Source organism: Streptomyces sp. NPDC017056 (assembly GCF_044332485.1).
Taxonomy (GTDB): domain Bacteria; phylum Actinomycetota; class Actinomycetes; order Streptomycetales; family Streptomycetaceae; genus Streptomyces.
Window position 1 is genome coordinate 76,677 of the sequence record NZ_JBIRPD010000027.1, and the last position, 19,072, is coordinate 95,748.

General features: G+C 71.1%; 11 protein-coding genes and 1 pseudogene. 8 read left to right on the plus strand and 4 right to left on the minus strand.

Translation table 11 applies throughout. From position 1 onward, the window contains the following. Positions 1-19: 19 nt before the first annotated feature. The 4 genes and pseudogenes from ACH4OW_RS35095 to ACH4OW_RS35110 all read left to right on the plus strand — a co-directional run. Positions 20-4,456 (plus strand): annotated as a pseudogene (locus tag ACH4OW_RS35095) (type I polyketide synthase); the annotation flags it as partial. 81 nt (positions 4,457-4,537) lie between these two features. Beyond that, positions 4,538-7,192, plus strand: a complete 2,655-nt coding sequence (locus ACH4OW_RS35100; protein ID WP_398032241.1) for a type I polyketide synthase — start codon at positions 4,538-4,540, stop codon at positions 7,190-7,192. After that, positions 7,189-8,451, plus strand: coding sequence for a cytochrome P450 (locus ACH4OW_RS35105; protein WP_398032242.1), 1,263 nt, complete (start codon positions 7,189-7,191; stop codon positions 8,449-8,451). Before ACH4OW_RS35100 ends, ACH4OW_RS35105 begins: the two co-directional genes overlap by 4 nt. Beyond that, the gene (locus ACH4OW_RS35110; RefSeq protein WP_398032245.1) at positions 8,448-10,061 is read left to right on the plus strand and encodes an FAD-binding protein; all 1,614 of its coding nucleotides are present in this window, start codon (positions 8,448-8,450) and stop codon (positions 10,059-10,061) included. Before ACH4OW_RS35105 ends, ACH4OW_RS35110 begins: the two co-directional genes overlap by 4 nt. Positions 10,062-10,140: 79 nt before the next feature. Here ACH4OW_RS35110 and ACH4OW_RS35115 read toward each other — a convergent pair whose 3' ends face one another. Beyond that, positions 10,141-11,304, minus strand: coding sequence for a serine hydrolase domain-containing protein (locus ACH4OW_RS35115; RefSeq protein ID WP_398032248.1), 1,164 nt, complete (start codon positions 11,302-11,304; stop codon positions 10,141-10,143). Positions 11,305-11,526: 222 nt separating this feature from the next. On the opposite strand from ACH4OW_RS35115, the gene ACH4OW_RS35120 reads away from it, so the two are divergent. The 4 genes from ACH4OW_RS35120 (at position 11,527) to ACH4OW_RS35135 (ending at position 16,352) form a co-directional block, all read left to right on the plus strand. Further along, positions 11,527-12,318, plus strand: a complete 792-nt coding sequence (locus tag ACH4OW_RS35120) for a MerR family transcriptional regulator (RefSeq protein ID WP_360135617.1) — start codon at positions 11,527-11,529, stop codon at positions 12,316-12,318. 208 nt (positions 12,319-12,526) lie between these two features. Then, positions 12,527-13,726 (plus strand): AAA family ATPase, encoded by a 1,200-nt coding sequence (locus tag ACH4OW_RS35125; RefSeq protein WP_398032251.1) that lies wholly within the window; start codon positions 12,527-12,529, stop codon positions 13,724-13,726. A gap of 23 nt (positions 13,727-13,749) precedes the next feature. Beyond that, positions 13,750-15,378, plus strand: a complete 1,629-nt coding sequence (locus ACH4OW_RS35130; protein ID WP_398032254.1) for a VWA domain-containing protein — start codon at positions 13,750-13,752, stop codon at positions 15,376-15,378. Between the two features lie 212 nt (positions 15,379-15,590). Next, positions 15,591-16,352 (plus strand): hypothetical protein, encoded by a 762-nt coding sequence (locus ACH4OW_RS35135; RefSeq protein ID WP_398032257.1) that lies wholly within the window; start codon positions 15,591-15,593, stop codon positions 16,350-16,352. Between the two features lie 123 nt (positions 16,353-16,475). Here the strand turns inward: ACH4OW_RS35135 and ACH4OW_RS35140 are convergent, their stop codons facing one another. The 3 genes from ACH4OW_RS35140 to ACH4OW_RS35150 all read right to left on the minus strand — a co-directional run bounded on the left by ACH4OW_RS35140 (position 16,476) and on the right by ACH4OW_RS35150 (position 19,072). Further along, a complete protein-coding gene (locus ACH4OW_RS35140) occupies positions 16,476-16,859 on the minus strand; it encodes a hypothetical protein (RefSeq protein ID WP_360135609.1) in 384 nt (127 codons plus the stop codon). Positions 16,860-17,018: 159 nt separating this feature from the next. Continuing rightward, positions 17,019-18,419: a phenylacetate--CoA ligase family protein gene (locus ACH4OW_RS35145; protein ID WP_398032260.1), complete on the minus strand. Its 1,401-nt coding sequence runs from the start codon at positions 18,417-18,419 to the stop codon at positions 17,019-17,021. Then, complete coding sequence (locus ACH4OW_RS35150) at positions 18,416-19,072, minus strand: TetR/AcrR family transcriptional regulator (RefSeq protein WP_360135605.1); 657 nt, start codon at positions 19,070-19,072, stop codon at positions 18,416-18,418. Before ACH4OW_RS35150 ends, ACH4OW_RS35145 begins: the two co-directional genes overlap by 4 nt.

Below are 19,072 nucleotides of genomic sequence, written 5' to 3' on the forward strand. Positions count from 1 at the left end.
GTACCTCAAGAAGGTCACGGCAGAACTGCACGAGACCCGACGGCGGCTGGTCGAGGCGGAGACCGCCCGGCACGAGCCGGTCGCCATCGTCGGCATGGGCTGCCGCTATCCCGGCGGGGCGACCTCCCCGGAGGAGCTGTGGCAGCTCGTACGGGACGGAAAAGACGCCATTTCCGGGTTCCCGACCAACCGCGGCTGGGACCTGGCCGGCCTGTTCGACCCGGACCCCGACCGGCGCGGCAGGTCCTACGCCAGGGAGGGCGGCTTCCTCCACGATGCCGGACTGTTCGACGCGGACTTCTTCGGCATCGGGCCGCGGGAAGCCCTGGCGATGGACCCGCAGCAGCGCCTGCTGCTGGAGGTCTCATGGGAGGCCGTGGAACGGGCCGGGCTGGACCCGGAGTCACTGCGCGGCAGTCGCACCGGCGTCTTCACCGGGCTGATGTACCAGGACCACGTGACCCGGCTGTTCCCGACGCCGGAGGACATCGAGGGGCTGCTCGGCGCCGGGGGCGCGGGAAGTGTCGCATCCGGCCGTATCGCCTACACGCTGGGCCTGGAGGGACCGGCCCTGACGGTCGACACGGCCTGCTCGTCCTCGCTGGTGGCGCTGCATCTGGCCGTACGGTCCCTGCGGCTGGGCGAGTGCGATCTCGCGCTCGCCGGGGGCGCCACCGTCATGTCGACACCCATGACCTTCATCGAGTTCAGCCGCCAACGCGGGCTGGCCCCGGACGGCCGGTGCAAGGCTTTCGGCGCCGCGGCGGACGGCGTGGGGTGGGGCGAGGGCGTGGGCGTCCTCGTCGTGGAACGGCTGTCGGACGCCGAGCGCAACGGACACCGGGTGCTGGCCGTCATCCGCGGCTCGGCCGTGAACCAGGACGGCGCGTCCAACGGCCTCACCGCGCCCAGCGGGCCCGCACAACAACGCGTGATCTGGGACGCGTTACGGGATGCGGGCGCCTCCCCCGCCGACATCGACGTCGTGGAGGCGCACGGCACCGGTACGAGCCTGGGCGACCCCATCGAGGCGAACGCGCTGCTGGCCACGTACGGGCGCGAACGCGGGCGCCCGTTGTGGTTGGGCTCGGTCAAATCCAACATCGGCCACACCCAGGCCGCCGCCGGGGCCGCCGGAGTGATCAAGACGGTGATGGCGATGCGGCACGGGGAACTGCCGCGCACCCTGCACGCCGACGAGCCCTCACCGCACATCGACTGGGCAGACGGCCCCGTACGCCTGCTGGCAGAGGCCACGCCTTGGGAATCGGCCGACGGGGGCCCGCGCCGGGCCGCCGTCTCGTCCTTCGGCGTCAGCGGCACCAACGCCCACCTCATCCTCGAAGCACCACCTCAGGCATATGTCGTGGAACCCGGCGACGACGGTCCGGATGTCCCCTGGGTGTTGTCGGCGAAGTCCGGACCTGCTCTCACCGCTCAGGCCCAACGCCTGCTGACCCACGTCACCGAACACCCCGAAGACTCCCCCCAGGCCATCGCCCATGCCCTGACCACGACCCGCACCACGGCCTTCCCCCACCGCGCCGTCCTCACCGCCACGGCATCCGACGGAATACGCGATGCCCTCACCGATCTGGCCACCGGGCACGAGAACGCGTCAGTGATCCGAGGCACCGCCCAACCCACCGGGGCCGGGCCAGTCTTCGTCTTCCCCGGCCAGGGCAGCCAATACCCCGGCATGACCAGCCAGCTCCTGAGCACCAACCCCGTCTACGCCCACGCCATCGCCGAATGCGAAGAAGCCCTGCGGCCGTACACAGACTGGTCCCTCACCCAAGTCCTGCGGCAAGCCCCCGGGGCCCCGTCACTCGACCGCATCGACGTCGTCCAACCCACCCTCTTCGCCGTCCTCGTCGCCCTCGCCCGCACCTGGCAACAACACCTCGGCCTCCACCCCACCGCCGTCACCGGCCACTCCCAAGGCGAAATCGCCGCCGCCCACATCGCCGGCGCCCTCACCCTCACCGACGCCGCCCGCATCAGCACCCTCCGCGCCCAAGCCCTCACCCCCCTCACCGGCCACGGCACCATGGCCACCATCAACCTCCCACCCAACACCGTCCAAGCACTCCTCCCACCCGACACCACCATCGCCGCCACCAACAGCCCCACCACCACCGTCATCTCCGGACCCACCAACCAAGTCCACGAAGCCCTCAACCAAGCCCACCACCACGGCGCCCGCACCCGCCTCCTCCCGGTCGACTACGCCTCCCACTCCCCCCAGATCGAAAAGATCCGAGACCATCTGCTCACCGAACTCGACGGCATCACGCCCGGCAACACCGACACCCCGATGTTCTCCACCCTCCTCGGCCGCGTCGTCGAAGGCCACGAACTCACCGCCGAGTACTGGTACCGCAACCTCCGCGAACCCGTGCAGTTCCACACCGCCATCCAAGAACTCCTCCAAGCCGGCCACCACACTTACATCGAAACCAGCCCCCACCCCGTCCTCACCCCCGCCATCGAAGAAACCGCCACCACCCACCACACCCCCGTCCACACCACCGGCACCCTCCACCGCAACCACCCCGACACCCACCACCTCCACACCACCGCCGCCCACCTCCACGTCAACGGCCACACCATCACCTGGCCCACCCACCCCCACATCACAATCCCCGACCTCCCCACCTACCCCTTCCAACGCGAACACCTCTGGCTGGACGCCGCGGCACCCGCCACAGCTCCACGCACCCAAGAAGTGCTGTTCACCGCACGTTGGGAACCGGTGGAGGAGCGCACGGTTGCACCGAGCGACCTGGTGGTGCTGAGCGAGCCGTACGCCGACATCGAACCGCGCCCCGGCGCCATCGCCGTACTACCGCTCTGGTCGGGCCCGGACGATGACGAAGCCGCGTCGGCCATGGATCACGCCCGTACCGGCGTGACCCGTGTGGTGACCGCGCTGCAACAGTGGCTCGGGGACACCCGCTGGGGCGACGGACCGCTGGTCGTGGCCACGTCGGGGGCGGTCGCCGTGAAGGACGAGCGTACGGACGCCTTCGGCTACGCGGCGGTGTGGGGGGTGGTCCGCGCGGCCCAGGCGGAGAACCCCGGGCGCATCGTCCTGGTGGACGTGGAGGAACGCGACGCACTCGCCGATGTGGTCGGAGCGGTGCTCGCCTGCGGTGCGCCCGAGACCGCTGTACGCGGTGGGGAGTTGCTGGTGCCCCGGCTGGAGCCGGTGGCTCCCGCGACCGCCACCGGCCCGGCCCCCGATCCGGCCGGAACCGTGCTGGTGACGGGCAAGCCCGATCCGGCGGCGCTGCGCCGTCTGGCAGCCCGCGGCGCCCGCCATTTCACCGTGCTCACCGAACCGGACGACGACAACGAGGACACGATCCAGTTCGGCGAGAGCGGGCCCGAACTCCACACCCTCTCCTGGAACGGCACCGACCGCTCGCAGTTGGCCGACATCATCGCCCGACTGCCGCGCCCGCTGACCGGTGTCCTGCACGGCGTACCGGACACGGACGACGGCGTGCTCGGCTCCCGTACGCCGGACGAGCTCACCGCCTCACTGCGACGCATGACCGAACCGGCCTGGTGGCTCCACGACGCGACCCTCGACCGCCAACCGGCCTTCTTCCTCGTCACGTCCTCGACGGCGGGCGCGCTGCCCGCGATCGGCGAGGCAGCGCGCGCGGCCGGTACCGCCTTCGTGGCCGCTCTCGTCCAGCACCGGGCCGCCCGGGGACTGCCGGGCCAGGTGATCGCCTGGGAGCGCGGCGCGGACGGCGGGCGGCGCGGCGCGTCGCCCCTGACCGACGACCGGGCCGCCGACCTGCTCGGGGCTGCGGACGGCGGGCCGCCCGTGCTGCTGGTCGCGCCGGCCCGTGACGGTGCCGACGCCAGTCGTACGGCGACGCGGAACGATCCGCCGGATGGCGCCTCGGACGCGGACCGGCTCCGGGAGCGGCTGAGCGGTCTTGCGGCGGACGAGGCGGATGCGGTGCTGACCGAGTTGGTGCAGCGCCAGGTGGCCGCCGCACTCGGTCACACCGCGGCCACCGGCATCGACCCGGACCGGGCCTTCCGCGATCTGGGCCTGGACTCCCTGCTCGCCATCGAACTGCGCAACCGGCTGAGCGCCGCCACCGGGTTGCGCCTGCCCGCCGGGCTGCTCTTCGACCAGCCCAACGCCGCCGCGCTGGCCGCTCACCTGCGTACCGAGATGGCGCCGACCGAGGGCACGGAGGGCACGACGTCCACGACCGCCGTCTTCGCCGAACTCGACCGGCTGGAGGAGACGCTGACCGGGGCGGCCGCGCACGACGAGGCGGTCCGTACGGGGGTCGTGGCGCGCCTGCGGGAGATGACCGCCCGGATGGCGGGCCAGGCGGCGGAAGCGGTGGACCGCGACCGCGTACGGACGGCGACCGACGAGGAGCTGTTCAGCCTGATCGACGGACTCGACTCGGACCTCTGAGGCTCGGGCCTCCGACGGCTCGGGCCTCTGGCGGCCCGAATCTCCGACCGCTCGGACCTCTGACTGACGACGGAACACGGGGTGGACACCGTGCACGACAACCACGAAAACGAAGAACGCCTCCGGGACTATCTCAAGCGGGTGACCGGAGACCTCCAGGCGGCCCGCGCCCGGGTACGGGAACTGGAGGAAGACACGCGGGGGGACGTGGCCGTCATCGGTATGGGCTGCCGCTGGCCCGGCGGCGTCACCTCCCCCGACGAGCTGTGGCAGCTGCTCGTCGGCGACCGGGACGGCATCTCCGCCTTCCCGGAGAACCGCGGCTGGGACGTGGCGGGCCTGTACGACCCCGCGCCCGGCACGCCCGGCCGTACCCATGTCCGTACCGGCGGGTTCCTGCGCGACGCCGACCTGTTCGACGCGGAGTTCTTCGGTGCCGACGACACCGAGGCGATCATGATGGACCCGCAGCAGCGGCTCCTGCTGGAGACCTGCTGGGAAGCGGTGGAGGACGCCCGGATCGCCCCGCACACGCTACGGGGCAGCGACACCGGCGTGTTCCTCGGCATGGCCCGGCAGCCGTACGGCGACACCGTCGACGCCTTCCCCGAGGGCGGCATCGACCATCGGATGACCGGCTCGATCACCAGCGTGGCCGCCGGCCGGCTCTCCTACACCTTCGGGTTCGAGGGGCCGAGCACGACCCTGGACGCCGCGTGCGCGTCCGGGCTCGTCGCCCTGCACCTGGCCCGGCAGTCGCTGCGGCACCGGGACTGTTCGCTGGCCGTCGTCGGCGCCGCCACGGTCATGGCGGACGCGGAGATCTTCCTGGAGTACAGCCGGCAGGATGCGATGGCGCCGGACGGCCGCTGCAAGTCGTTCTCCGCGGCGGCCGACGGCGCCGGGTGGGCCGACGGTGTCGGCGTCGTGGTGCTGGAGCGGCTGTCGGACGCGGTACGCAACGGCCGCCGCATCCTGGCCGTCGTACGCGGCAGCGCCGTCAACCACGACGGGGCCAGCAACGGCCTGACCGCGCCCAACGGACCGTCCCAGCAGCGGATGATCCGCAAGGCGCTGGCCGACGCCCGGCTGTCGCCATCGCAGATCGACTTGGTCGAGGGGCACGGTACGGGCACGCCGCTCGGCGACGCCATCGAGGCCAACGCGCTGCTTGCCGCGTACGGAGCGGACCGGGACCGGCCGCTGTGGCTCGGTTCGGTCAAGTCCCATCTCGGGCATCCGCAGGCGGCGGCCGGGATGGCCGGGCTGATGAAGACGGTGCTGGCGCTGCGGCACGGCATCCTGCCGCCGACACGGTACGCGGACCGCCCTTCGGAAACGGTGGAACGGGCCTCGGGCGCCCTGCGCCTGGTGGCGGAGGCGGCGCCGTGGCCCGAGACCGGCCGGCCACGGCGAGCTGCCGTGTCGGCCTTCGGCGTCAGCGGCACCAACGTCCACACGATCCTGGAGCAGGCACCGGAGCCGGATACCGCCCCGCCCGATGCGGAACGGACCGATACGGAACGGACCGATGCGGAACGGACCGATGCGGAACGGACCGATCGTGCGGTGCCGTGGGTGCTGTCCGGCCGCACCCCCGAGGCCCTGCGCGACCAGGCGCGGCGGCTGCTGGCGCACCTGGAGGCGTGGCCGGACCGGTCCGTACTGGACATCGGCTGGTCATTGGCGCTCACCAGGTCGCCCTTCCCGTACCGCGCCGCCGTGACCGGAGACAGCGGGGAGGAGCTGGCGCGAGGGCTGCGCGCGGTGGCGGAGGGGCGGACCGGCGCCGGAACCGTATGGGACGGCTCCGGCGCCGGGGTCGTCTGGGGTGACTCGGGCGCCCGGCGGCCGATCGTCTTCGCCTTCCCCGAGTACGGCGGTACCGCGGACCGAGAAGCCTGGGCAGAGCTGGTGGCTGCCCTGCGCGACCGCTCGCCGGTCTTCTCCGCAACGTACGAGCGCTGCCTCACCGCGGCGGAAACCTCGCTTCCCGGCGACGCCGACGAGCAGGTGAGGGCGTACGCCGCGCTGGTCGCCCTCGCCGAACTGTGGCGGTCCTGCGGCATACGCCCGGCCGCCGCCGTCGGTGACGGACTCGGAGAGATCGCCGCGGCCTGTGTTGTGGGAGCGATCCCCCCGGAGGAGGGCGCGCGCATGGCCGCCCTGCGCGGCAGCGGCGGCGACCCGGGCGAGGCGGTGCCGACGGATGTACGTACGGACGGAGCCTCCTGGTATTCCGCGCGACAGGCCGCCGAACTCACCCTGGCCCAAGCCCCGGCCGGGCACTGGAGGTCCGCCCCGGCGGGGCCGGGAGCGCTGGAGAAGGTCGTGGCGCAGTGGGACGGGCCGCTGGTGGTCCGCTTCGGGGCGTCCGATGGTACGGAGACGGACAGCTCCCTGGGTCACCCGGGAGCGGCCGTCTCGGGAGCGGCCGTCTCGGTACCCGCCGCCCGCTACCAGGGCGCGGCCGATCCCCTGCTGCCGGGCCTGGCCATGGCGTTCGCGTACGGCGGTGCCTTGCCGGACTGGCAGGTGGCGTTCGACGGCACCGGCGGACAGGCGGTCTCCCTGCCCACCTACGCCTTCCAGCACCGCGGTTACTGGCTCGGCCGCAAGGAGCACGGGCAGCCCGGAACACCCGGAACACCACCGGGCACACCCGCTGTGCCCACCGCACCCGTCACACCCGACACACCCCATACCGCCACCACCGGCTCGGAGGGAACCTCATGAGCGCCACCCCCTTCACCGGCGCCTTCTGGGCCGCCCGAGCCTCCGAGCAGGAGCAGGTTTTCCGCGACCTGCGCAGCCGCCCGCCGTCCTGGCACCCGCTCGTCGCCGAGGCCGGAGTGCTGTCCGCCAAGAAGGGCGACGGCTTCTGGGCAATCGTGCGGCACGCGGACATCCTCGAAGTGAGCCGCGATCCGGTGACGTTCTGCTCCGGCCGCGGCATGCTGCTCGACGACTTCCCGCCGGAGATCCTTCGGGCGACGCAGTCCTTCATCGCCATGGACGATCCCCGCCACGCCCAGCTGCGCCGCCTGGTGGTCGCCGCTTTCACCCCGCGACGAGTGGCGGCCGTCCAGGAGCAGATCGCCGGCCAGGCCCAGCGGATCGTGGACGGTCTCCTTGCCGCGGGCGACTGCGACTTCGTCGCCCAGGTCTCCCGCCGCCTGCCCGTATGGACCATCGCCGAGATGATGGGAGTGCCCCCGTCGCTCCACGACGAGCTGGCGACGGCGGCCGATGTCCCGCTGTCGGTGCACGAGGAGTCCGTACACCAGGGCCGCGATCCGATGCGGGTCGTCGCCGAGGCCGTCGCTTTCGTGACCGGCATCGGCACCGACCTCGCCCGGGCCCGGCGCCGACGGCCCGCCGACGACCTGATGACCAGCCTGGTGGAAACGGAGATCGACGGCGAGCGGCTGACCGACCAGGAGATCGGGGCCTTCTTCAACCTGCTGGTCACCGCGGGTTTCGACACCACGCGCAACACCATCAGCCACACGGCACTGGCCTTGACCGAGCACCCCCGGCAGCGGGAGCTGCTGCGCGCGGACTTCGCTGGGCTGGCGAAGACGGCGGTGGAGGAGTTCGTGCGCTGGGCGACGCCGGTGCTGACGTTCCGGCGCACCGCGACGCGGGACGTGGAACTGAGCGGTGCGCGCATCTCCGAGGGAGACAAAGTCGTCCTGTTCTACCTGTCGGGCAACCGGGACGAGCGGGTGTTCGCCGACCCGCTCGCCTTCGACGTGCGGCGCTCGCCCAACCCCCACGTGGGCTTCGGCGGTGGCGGGCCGCACCACTGTCTCGGCGCCGTCGTGGCGCGTACGCAGCTGACCGCGATGTTCGGTGAACTGCTGCGCCGGGTGCCGGATTTCGAGGTGGGGGACGCCACCTACCTGCACAGCAATTTCGTCCACGGCATCACGCGCCTGCCGTGCGCGCTGCCGCGTGGGCACCGATCCCGACCAGGAATGAGGACGCGTTGACGAACACTGCGAGCCGTACGGACCAGGACGCCGCCGCCGGGCACCAGGGAACGAACGACGGCACGGTCGTGAGGCCGGGCGATCCCCGCTACGTGGACCTGATATCCGGGACGAACCAGCGCTTCATCGGCAGCCCGGAGCGCATCCGGCTGATCACGTCGACAGCCGATGCGGTACACGCCGTCCAGCAAGCCGTGCGCGAGGGCAAACGGATCGCGGTGCGCAGCGGCGGGCACTGCGTCGAGGATTTCGTGTACAACCCGGACGTGGAAGTCGTCCTCGACATGACACGGATGTCCCACATCGGCTTCGACCACGCGCGCCAGGCTTTCGTCGTGGAGAGCGGCGCGCTGCTGTTCAACGTCTACGAGCAGCTCTACCGGCGCTGGGGCGTCACCATTCCGGGCGGCATCTGCTATTCGGTCGCCGTCGGCGGCCATGTCTGCGGCGGCGGATACGGGATGCTGTCGCGCACGCTCGGGCTGACCGTCGACCACCTGGAGGCCGTCGAGGTGGTGTGCGTGAATGCCGCGGGCGTGGCGTACAGCGTGGTGGCGAGCCGCGACCCGGACGACCCGCACCACGACCTGTGGTGGGCCCACACGGGCGGCGGAGGCGGCAACTTCGGGCTGGTGACCCGCTACTGGTTCCGTACGCCCGGCCGTACGGGAACCACTCCGTCGCGGCAGTTGGTCGCACCGCCCGCCAAGGTCCTGCTGGGCCAGGCGGCCATCGGCTGGGACCGGCTGGCCGAGCCGGACTTCCACCGGCTGCTCCTCAACTACGGGAATTGGAACGAGCGGAACAGCGCCCCCGGGACGCCCGGCGCGGAGATCTCCAGCATTCTGGTACTCAACCACGTCTCCAGCGGCCCGATCGCCCTCGTGAGCCAGATCGACGCGGCACGGCCCGGCGCCCGCGAGATGCTGCGCGCATTCCTGACCGCGCTGGTCGAAGGCACATCCGTCGAGGGCGACCCCGCCGTGACCGAAGCGGTGCAGGAACTGGCCTGGCTCCAGGCCAACCGGCACCTGACCACCATCATCGGCAACCAGCCGATCCCCTCGGTACGCGGCGCCACCAAGTCCGCGTACCTGCGCACCAACTACACCTCCCAACAGGCCACCACGATGTACCGGCACCTGACCCGGCCCGACATCCACAGCCCCGGCGCGATCGTGATGCTGATGCCCTTCGGCGGGCAGATCAACGCGGTGGCCCCGGATGCGACCGCCTCCGCGCAGCGCGACTCGGTGATGAAGATGCGCGTCGAGAACTGGTGGGTCAACCCGGCTGACGACGCGTCGAACATCGGCTGGGCCCGGGACATCTTCCAGGAACTGTTCGCGGCCACCGGCGGCGTACCCATACCGGACACCGCCACCGACGGCTGCTACATCAACTACGCGGACGCCGACATGACCGACCCGGAATTCAACCGCTCCGGCGTCCCCTGGCCGGTCCTCTACTACAAGGACAACTATCCCCGTCTGCGCACGGCCAAGACGCGCTGGGACCCACGCAACGTTTTCCACCACCGAATGAGCATCGAGCCACTGCACAAAGCCCACAAAGCCGGCACGGACGGATCAGACACGCCCTCCCCATGACCGTACGCGCCAATCCGCCCCAACACCGCTGCACGGACCGCGTCCCCGTCGGAAGACAGGCGTGCCTTCCCCGCCGTCCTCAGCCCGTCGGCTGGGCAGGCTCGGCCGCCTCGTCGGCCGGCCCGGTCCCCTCACCGCAGAACACTTCCTGCACAAGTCTGTCCTGCGCCTTCAAGAACGCTCCGGCCAGGGACAACGCGGCGTCGTCCACATAATTCAGCGAGGCGGTCAGGGTCTTGCTGCCGTCGGACGTGCTGTACATCAGCGCGGCGTGGCCGGCGGCGCCACCATTGTGGAAGAGCAGCGTGCCGCCGCCGGGGCCCGCTTCCTGCACGCGCAGCCCCAGGCCGAAACCGCTCTTGGGGTGCGGCTTTGCCATCTCGGCCAGCAGCGGGGCGGGCAGGAGCCGGCCGCCTGCCAGTGCGGAGATGAACGTGTGGAGGTCCTGGGTGGTGGAGATCATGTCGCCGCCGGCGGAGATCCAGGAGGGATTGTGGCGGGTGACGTCGACCGTCTCCTGGCGGCCGGCGTCCTCGTACCGGTAGTACGCGTGGGCGTACGGCTCGGGGATCTCCGGCGAGGTGCCCGGCACGACGGTGCCCGACAGGCCGAGCGGCCGCACGATTCGCTCCTGTGTCACTTCGGCGCACGAGCGGCCGGTGACCTTCTCGACCAGCAGTCTGGCCAGTACGTAGTTGGTGTTGGAGTAACTCCAGTCCGTCCCCGGCTCGAACCGCGCGGGCCGGGACAGCGCCAGCCGTGCCAGTTCCTCGGGCCGGTAGGTGTGAAACCGGTTGTCCACCCACTCCTTGCCCGAGATGGTGGAGGGGATCCCCGGCGTCACCGTGCCGTCCTCGTAGTACTCGCCGGTGAAGTTGAACACCCCGCTGGTGTGCTGCAACAGCATCCGCACCGTGATGCGCTCGTCCAGCCCGTACCCGGGCAGGTAAACGGCTGCCGGGACGTCCAGTTCGACCTTTCCCTCGGCCACCAGTTGCAGCACCAGGGTCGCGGTGAAGGTCTTGGTGTTGCTGCCGATCCGCACGTGGCCGTCGGCCGGAGGCTCGGCGTTTGCGCCCAGCTCGGCCACCCCGGCGCTGCCGGCCCATCCGCCCCGCTCGTCGTGCACGCGCAGGTGCACTCCGGTGATACCGGCATCGACGATCTCCTGGAGGGCCTTGCGCAGCTGCGGGCGGTCCTGCCTGGCGGCGACGTTCTCGGCGGTGTTCAGGGACTCGCTCATGGTCATTCCTTGTCATTCCTTGTGTCGGATCAGCAGGTACGCGGCACCGGTCGGGCCGCGCGACGGTGGCCCCGGAAGGTGGCCACCGGCCCCTTCGAGGCGGCGATGAGACGAGCGTTCACCCTGACCCAAGGTCAAGGTCAAGTTCGGCCGTGACCTTGCGCTGCCGGCGTCCCCGAGGGGGGTGCCGCACTGTCGCGGAGGCGCGCTACGCTCGCTGCTGTGATCACCCGTAACCCGGCGAACGGGCTCACGATCGGCCAGGCGGCGGCGTTCGTGGGCGTCACGGTCAAGACCGTGCGGCACTATCACCGGCTCGGCCTGGTCGCCGAGCCGGACCGGGACAGTTCCGGCTACCGGCGCTACGGTTCGGCCGACCTGCACCGGCTGATCCAGGTCCGGACCCTGGCCGGGGCCGGCGTGCCGCTGGCCGGGATCGCCGACCTGCTGGACGCCGGTCCCGAGCGGTTCGCCGCAGCCCTGGACGACGTCCGTCGCCGGCTCACCGAACAGATCGAGGACATGACCGCGCGCCGCGACACGCTGCACCGGCTCACCCACGGCGACCGGGCCCTGCTGCCCGACCGGGCCTGCGCGGTGCTGGACCGGCTCTCCGGTGCCGGCTTCGGCCCGGACTACGTGGCCGTCCAACGGGAGGCTCTGGTGCTGGTCCGGGCGCTGATGCCAGAAATCCTCGACAGCTTCCTGACCCGGCTGGAACGTCTCCTGGACGACCCCGAGCACGTTGAGCTGACCCGGCGCGGCTGGGAGGCGAGGGCCTGGGATCCGGACGACCCGCGCATCGAGGAGTTGGCGGACGCGCTGGCCGGCAAGGTGCTGGCCGACCGCGCGCTGCCGTCGATGCCGTCCGAGTTCCGGAAGCGGTCCGACGCCGCCTCCCGGTACGCGGTGATCAACAGCCACCGGGCGGACGAGGCACCGTCCATCGCCCGGCTGAACGCGCTGGTCGAGACGAAGCTGCGCGCGGCCGGCATCGACGTCCCGCGTACATGACGGCCACCCGTCTCCCAGGGTTCCGGGCCCGGCAGCGCTCCCAAACTGGTGCAGGCACCGGTGCAGGCATTGGTGACCGGTGCCTTGGTGCAATACACGTGACGACGGCTCCGGGGCCCCGAAAAGCCGCGCCCCGGTCCTCACATAATCTTGCCCGGACAACAAGACCGCCTCATGCCCACCAGGGCACCACAGCGAGGAGTTGCCCATGGGCGCACCGGACGCGCAGGACACCGCGAAGCGGCTGCGGGCGGTCTGCGACGAGTTGTCGGACCGGTTTTACGAGCGGGACGACGTGGTGCGGACGCTGGTGGTGACGTTGCTGGCCGGGCGGCACTCGTTGGTGCTGGGGCCGCCAGGGACGGCCAAGTCCGAACTGGCCCGGGAGCTCACGGGCAGGATCGACGGGGCCTCCTACTGGGAGATCCTGCTGTCCAAGTTCACCGCGCCGACGCGGATGTTCGGGCCCATCGACGTCGCCGCGCTGGCCCGGGGCGAGTACCGGCAGGTCTACGACGGGCGCGCCACGACCGCGCATGTGGCGTTCATCGACGAGATATTCAAATGCTCGACGGCGGCGCTCAACGAGACGCTGGGCTACCTCAACGAGCGGATCTACCATCCCGAGAACGGCGGCGAACCGATCCGCTGCCCGCTGATCGGGGCCATCACGGCGAGCAACGAGCTGCCCGGCGGGGAGGACGCGGCCGCGATCTACGACCGGCTGCTGGTGCGGATCGAGGTCGGGTACCTGGAAGACCCCTCGAACTTCGCCGCGCTGGTCCGCTCCGCCGTCAGCCGCCCGGCGGCACCGGCACGGACGACCGTCGAGCTGGCCGCGTTGCAGCACGCCGTGACCGAAGCCGTCCCGGCCGTGGACGTGCCCGATGCGATCGTGGACGCGGTGTGCACGCTGCGGGCCGCCCTCCGCCGCAAGGAGCTCGTCGCCTCGGACCGCCGCTGGCGGCAGGCGGTGGGGCTGCTCCAGGCTTCCGCGTACCTCGACGGCCGTCCGGCCGTCGCCGAAACCGATCTGTCGGTGCTGACGCATGTGCTGTGGGACTCCCCCGCCCAGCGCCCGGCCGTCGAGCGCGAGGTGCTGCACCTGGTCAATCCCGACGCCAAGGAAGCGCTCGATCTCGCCGACACCATCGACGAGCTGGAGGCCCAGCTCGACGCCATGGCCGGGCAGTCCCGCGAGGCGCTGAGCGAGTGGGTCATCAAGAACGCCCACAACACGCTCGCCAGGGCGGGCACGCGACTGGAGCGGCTGCGCGCGGAGGCGGCGGGCGCCGGGCGCTCCACCACCGCCATCGAGCGGGTCGCCGGCCGCCAGCGTGCCGTCCGCGCCCGGGTGCTCACCGAGGCCCTCGGCGTGGACGCGAGCACGGTGCAGGCCCAGGTCTGAACACGGCCGGTCGGGATACGGGTATGGGCGAGACACCGAGCAGACTCGACGAGCTGGCGCACCGGGCCGGGCCGTGGCTGGCCCGGTCCGCCGCGGCGCCCGAACAGCACCTCACGGCCGTGCTGGCGAACTCGTTCGAGCAGATCGCGTGGCGCGACACCTACGCGCAGTCCGCGGGGCTGCGTGAGCTGTCCGAGGAACTGGCCGAACGCCACGATCACGCCACCGACCTCCTGGCCGACGTGTTCCTGGCCGCCTACAAGGCCGGCCCGCGACTGCGCGAACGTACGGAGATGACCCCTTCCCGGCTGGTCAACCACCAGATCATCAGCTCGTTGGTGGAGTCACCGGAATTCGCCGAGCTGCACCGGGAGACGGTTGGCGACCCGTACGCCGCCGCCATGGCCGTACTCGCCCAGGGCACCGCGTTGCGCGAAATGCTGGAGCGCTTACGGCCCGCTCGGGAGCAGGCCGAGCGGGCGGCGAAGGCCCGGCAGGCCGCCGAAGGCGCGGCGGCCGCGGTGGGCGCGGCGCTACAGCAGGCCGCCGCTGGGACCGGTGCGGACGGCACCGTACCGGCTCCGGCCGCCGAGACCGTACGACGGGCGGTCCAACACGCCGAGTCCGCCGAGGCCGCCGGCACCGCCGCGCGACAGGCCGCCCAGGACGCCGCGCACGCTCTCGCGGCAACGGCCCCCGGCCTCCGCCCCACCGCGCGGAAGGCTGTGACGAAGGCCGCCGAGACCGTACGGGAGGAGGCGGCGCTGATGCGGGCGTGGGGCGTCGGCCCCGGCGAGCTGGAGCGGCTGCCGTACGACGAGCGCGTCCGGCTCGCCGAGCGGCTGCGCACCAGCCGCCTCGCCCAGTGGGCCGAACTGATCGGCCGCTTCCGGCAGATGGCCGACGGTGAACGCGCCCGCAAGGTCGAGAACGCCACCGGGGAGCTGATCGGCGTCACCCTCGGCGACGACCTCTCCCGCGTCATCCCCTCCGAGCTGGCCAACCTCGGCCTGCCCGCGCTGCGCGCCGTGTTCGCCGCGCGCTACGCCGCCGGGGAGCTGATGCTCTACGACAGCCAGGGCGAGCAGACCACCGGCCGGGGCGCGATCATCGCGTGCGTCGACACCTCGCATTCCATGTACATGGAAGGGCCCGGCGGAGGCACCCGCGAAGCGTGGGCCAAGGCGTGCGCCCTCGCGCTGCTGGACCAGGCCCGCCACGCGAAACGCGACTTCGTCGGTATCCTCTTCTCCTCCGCCGACAGACTCCGCGTCTTCCGCTTCCCGGCCGGCGAGCCCGCCGGCACCACCCAGGTGCTCGACTTCGCGGAAACCTTCCTCGGCGGCGGCACCAGCTACCAAACGCCCCTGTCCGCGGCCGCGGAACTGCTGGAGGAGGAGTTCGACGACACCGCCCGCGCCCGCGGCGACATCGTCATGCTCACCGACGACGAGTGCGACGTCACCGAGACCTGGATGCGCAACTGGAACGCCGCCAAACACCGCCTGGGCTTCCGCGTCTTCGGCGTGGCCATCGGCGCCCCTCGCGCCGCCGAGGCCGACTCGGTGCTGGACACGCTGAGCGACAACCTGCGCTCCGTGGAGGATTTCACGGATGTTCAGGTGGCGGCGGATCTGTTCCGGGTGATCTGAGAGGCGGATGCCGCCGCGCCTCGGGCCACCGGGCCATCGAGCCACCAGGCCAGGGAGACGACCGCGGGCGAAGTTGACACAAAAGTTTCCCTTTACCTCCCCTTGCCCTCGCCTTGACCATCGATTGACGGTAGCGTCCCGTCCCGGTCGGTGCCGCCGATCGTCATCCGTTCGCCGGTTCCCGCGAGCCGTTAAATGTCACCGGAGGATGCATGCCCCGCCGTATCACCGTCGCAATAGCCTCGTGCACGCTGAGCCTCGGAGCCCTTGCCTCGGGTGCAGGCGCCGCCTCCGCGACTCCGTCGGCCGCCGCCGTCGACGCGCCGTCGCTCCGGCCGGCGATCGACGCGCGCGCCGCGGCCGTGGACCGGTGCAGCTACCAGGTGGTCCGTTCCGACGACTCCCGCTACGCCTATTCCGTACGAGGTCTCATCGGCGGCAGCACCCGCGAACTGCCCCTCCAAAAAGAGGACTTCGTGAGGTTCTCCGACGGCTGGCACAAGGTCGCCCAGGTCGACGCGTGTTCGGGTGGGCAGGGCCCGGCTCCCGGCACGCTCAGCGTCATCGGCAAGCTGGAGAACCCGGAACACTACGAGCCGTCCGTGCCACGGACGATCCGCAGCGACGCCGTCAAGCCCGCACCCTCCTCGGTGATCCCGAAGGCGCCGGCGCTGACGTCCGTCACCCGGCTCGACGCGGTCACCGTCCGCGTCGCCTGGAAACCCGCGCAGGGCAACCCGGACCAGGTCCTCCTGATGGAACGCAAGCCGTTCTACAGCAGCGAGATCGGCCTGTGGCACCCCTACACATTCCAGCGGAACGCCCCGGCCGGCGCCACCTCGATGGACCGCAAGCTGGAGCGCGACCCCGGAATCCCCCCGGCGAACCGGTCGCACGCCTACTGGATGCGCGTGATCAAGGGCGGCTTCGTCAGCGACCTCCGGGCCGAGAAGCCGACCACCGTGGAGCCGTAGCCGCCGACCGACGCGGGCCACGCCGCTGCGAGGAGGGCGAGAGGCCGCCGCTCACGTTCCGGTGGGCGGCGGCCCCGTTCGTTCCCGCGCCGTACGGTCGCTCTGGTCCAGGGAGAGTTGGGCCTACGGTTCCAGCTTCACCGAGTTGTACGGGGTGTAGTCGTAGTCCGCATATGTGCCGGCTACCTGGTTGCCCTGGCAGTCGGTGCCGCCGTACCCGAGACAGTTGCGAGCCTTGGCGTTGTCGGTCTGGTTGTTGAAGAAGCGCTTGTAGCCGAACTGGTTGCTGAGGTTGTAGGAGCCGTAGCGGTACCACTTGAACGCGGGCTTGTCGTTGTTCCAGCTTGCATTCGGATACAGGCAGACGTAGCCGCTGGGGCAGCCGTGGCTCGCGACGGCAACCTTGTCCCCAGCGTGCGCGCTGCCCGCCAGCGGCGCCAGCGTCAGCGCGACGGCAGCCGACGCAGTCGCCGCGGCCCTGGCCGTTCGGGTTCCGAACAGATGCACGGGGTTCCCCTTGTCATGAAGCTGACCCGAGTGCCCTCTCCGGGTGGATGGGCATTCACGAGCCCGGGCATATTTTGTGATGCTGCAGATACGAAAGTGAGCGAGGAACCGGCCATTCCTTCGCATCAAGCGCTCCCGCTACTGCCGCGCCATTGTTGCTCAGGGACGGGTGCCGGCCCTGTCGAAGGGGATGACCGTTCGGTACTTGCCTCCAGCCGCCTGCTGGGGTGACTCTTCGGCGCGTTGGACCGTGACGTGGTCGAGTTTGTTGTCGGCGAGGAGGCGGGTCAACTCCGAGTGGGCGGCCCGCCATACGCGGTCCGGGTCGGCGTCGGCGGCCGGTAGCAGACGTACACGCAGGGTCGACGGGGCGGTCTGCTCGACCTGGAACAGTTCGACTCCAGGAGTGCGGTCGAAGAGGGTACCGAAGGCCAGTGGGGCGAGTTGCACGGAATCGCCGCCGTTGGCGGGGAAGGTGAGAATGTCGCCTGCGCGCCCTTGCACGCGCAGCGCGGGCAACGGATTGCCGCACGGGCACGGGTCGGGCCTGAGCAGGACGCTGTCACCGAGGTCGTAGCGCAGGAATGGCTGCACGCGGTTGGCGAGGTTGCTGATCAGTACGGTGTGCGAGAGCTGGCCGGGCGGGGTGGGCCGGTGATCGGCGTCGACCGGTTCGAGCACGGCCCAGTCGCTGTTGACGTGATACCAGCCGTGGACGCAGCTGTGGCTGAGGTAGGTGCACTCGGTCGCGCTGTACATGGCGCGGACCGTGGTGCGGAAAGCGCGGGCGATTCTGTCGGTGTCGTCCGTGCTCATCGTCTCGCCGGCCGGTTGGACCAGCACCGGGTTGATGCGCAGGCGGCCGGCTTCCTGCTCGGCGGTGAGCAGCATGATCGTACTGGCGTAGCCGATGACGAAGGCAGGGCGATAGTGGTTGAGTTCGGCCACCAACCGCGGCATCGGCGTGTGCACCGGGAACGCCCGGAGCAGCTTGCTGCGCCACCCGCCCGCTCGGAGCGTGCGGGAGTACGCGGCGAAACCGACGTAGTGCCCGCCGGTGGCCACGAGTTGGGCGAAGCGGCCGCGTTGAGCGGCTGCCCGCAGGAGGCCGGCGGGGCCCAGCCATGAGGCGAGCGCGCGGGAGGTGAGTGCGGCGCCCACGTCCATGTAGCGGTCGTCGAGGACGAACAGGCCGCGTCGTCCGCTGGTGCCCGAGGTGGTGGCCACCATGTACTTCCCGAGGAACCGCTGCCCGATCCGGTCGGGGTCGTTGCTGAAGGCGCGCACCTTCTCGTACGTGATGGCGCGATCGGCCACCCAGTCGTCGAAGTTCCCCATCAGGCTCTTCTTGTCGGTGACTGGCAACAGCGTCGGGTCCTCGACCCGTTCCGGCAAGCCACTGTAGAGACTGCGGTAGTAAGGGGAAGTGGCCCGGGCGTGAGCGACCATGTCGGCCAACCGGGCGCGCTGCCGCCGCGTGACGGCAGACATCCCCTGCTTGCGGGCCCTGCGGGCGTCCCGCCCGAGCCACGCCATGTTCTCGGTCATGTTCTCGGTCATCGTGCGGTGCTCCTTCGGGGTACGGGGACGACCTGCAGCCCCACCTGTCCCAATACGGCGAGGAAGTAGGCTTTGACCTCTTCCGCGCCGGTGGTGTCGGGGTGCGAGGCAAGGTGTTGCAGGGCCGCGCCACTGAGCATCTGCTGGAGGATTTCCGGGTCGCTGTCCGGGGGGAGCTGCCCGGCCGCGCGAGCCCGCTCCAGCGTGGTACGCACCGCGAGGCCACGGTGGCTGCCGTACGCCTTGTGGTAGGCGTGCAGCAATTCGGGGAGGTCGTCGACCGTGCCGTAGAGGCGGCGGATCAACTTGCGCGCGCGGGGCTTGCCGAGGTGGTCGGCCCAGGCCGTGACCATGCTGTCGATGTCCGGCCAGTCCATCGAGCCGGGGTCCACGTCCCGGTATTCCCACTCGACCGCACGCACCAACAGGTCGGTCAGGGTCGGGAAGCGCCGGTACACGGTGGCGCGGGTGACTCCGGCGCGGCGCGCCACCTGCTCGATACTCGCCCAGCCGGCACCTCGTTCGATGAGCAGATCGAGCGCGGCCGCGAGGATGGCCTCGTCCGCCTCCCGGCTGCGCGGCCGGCCGGGGGCCCTCATGGACGGGGCCGACGCGGCGCGGGTGTGTTCTTGGAGATCGTCGTCAAGCGTCAC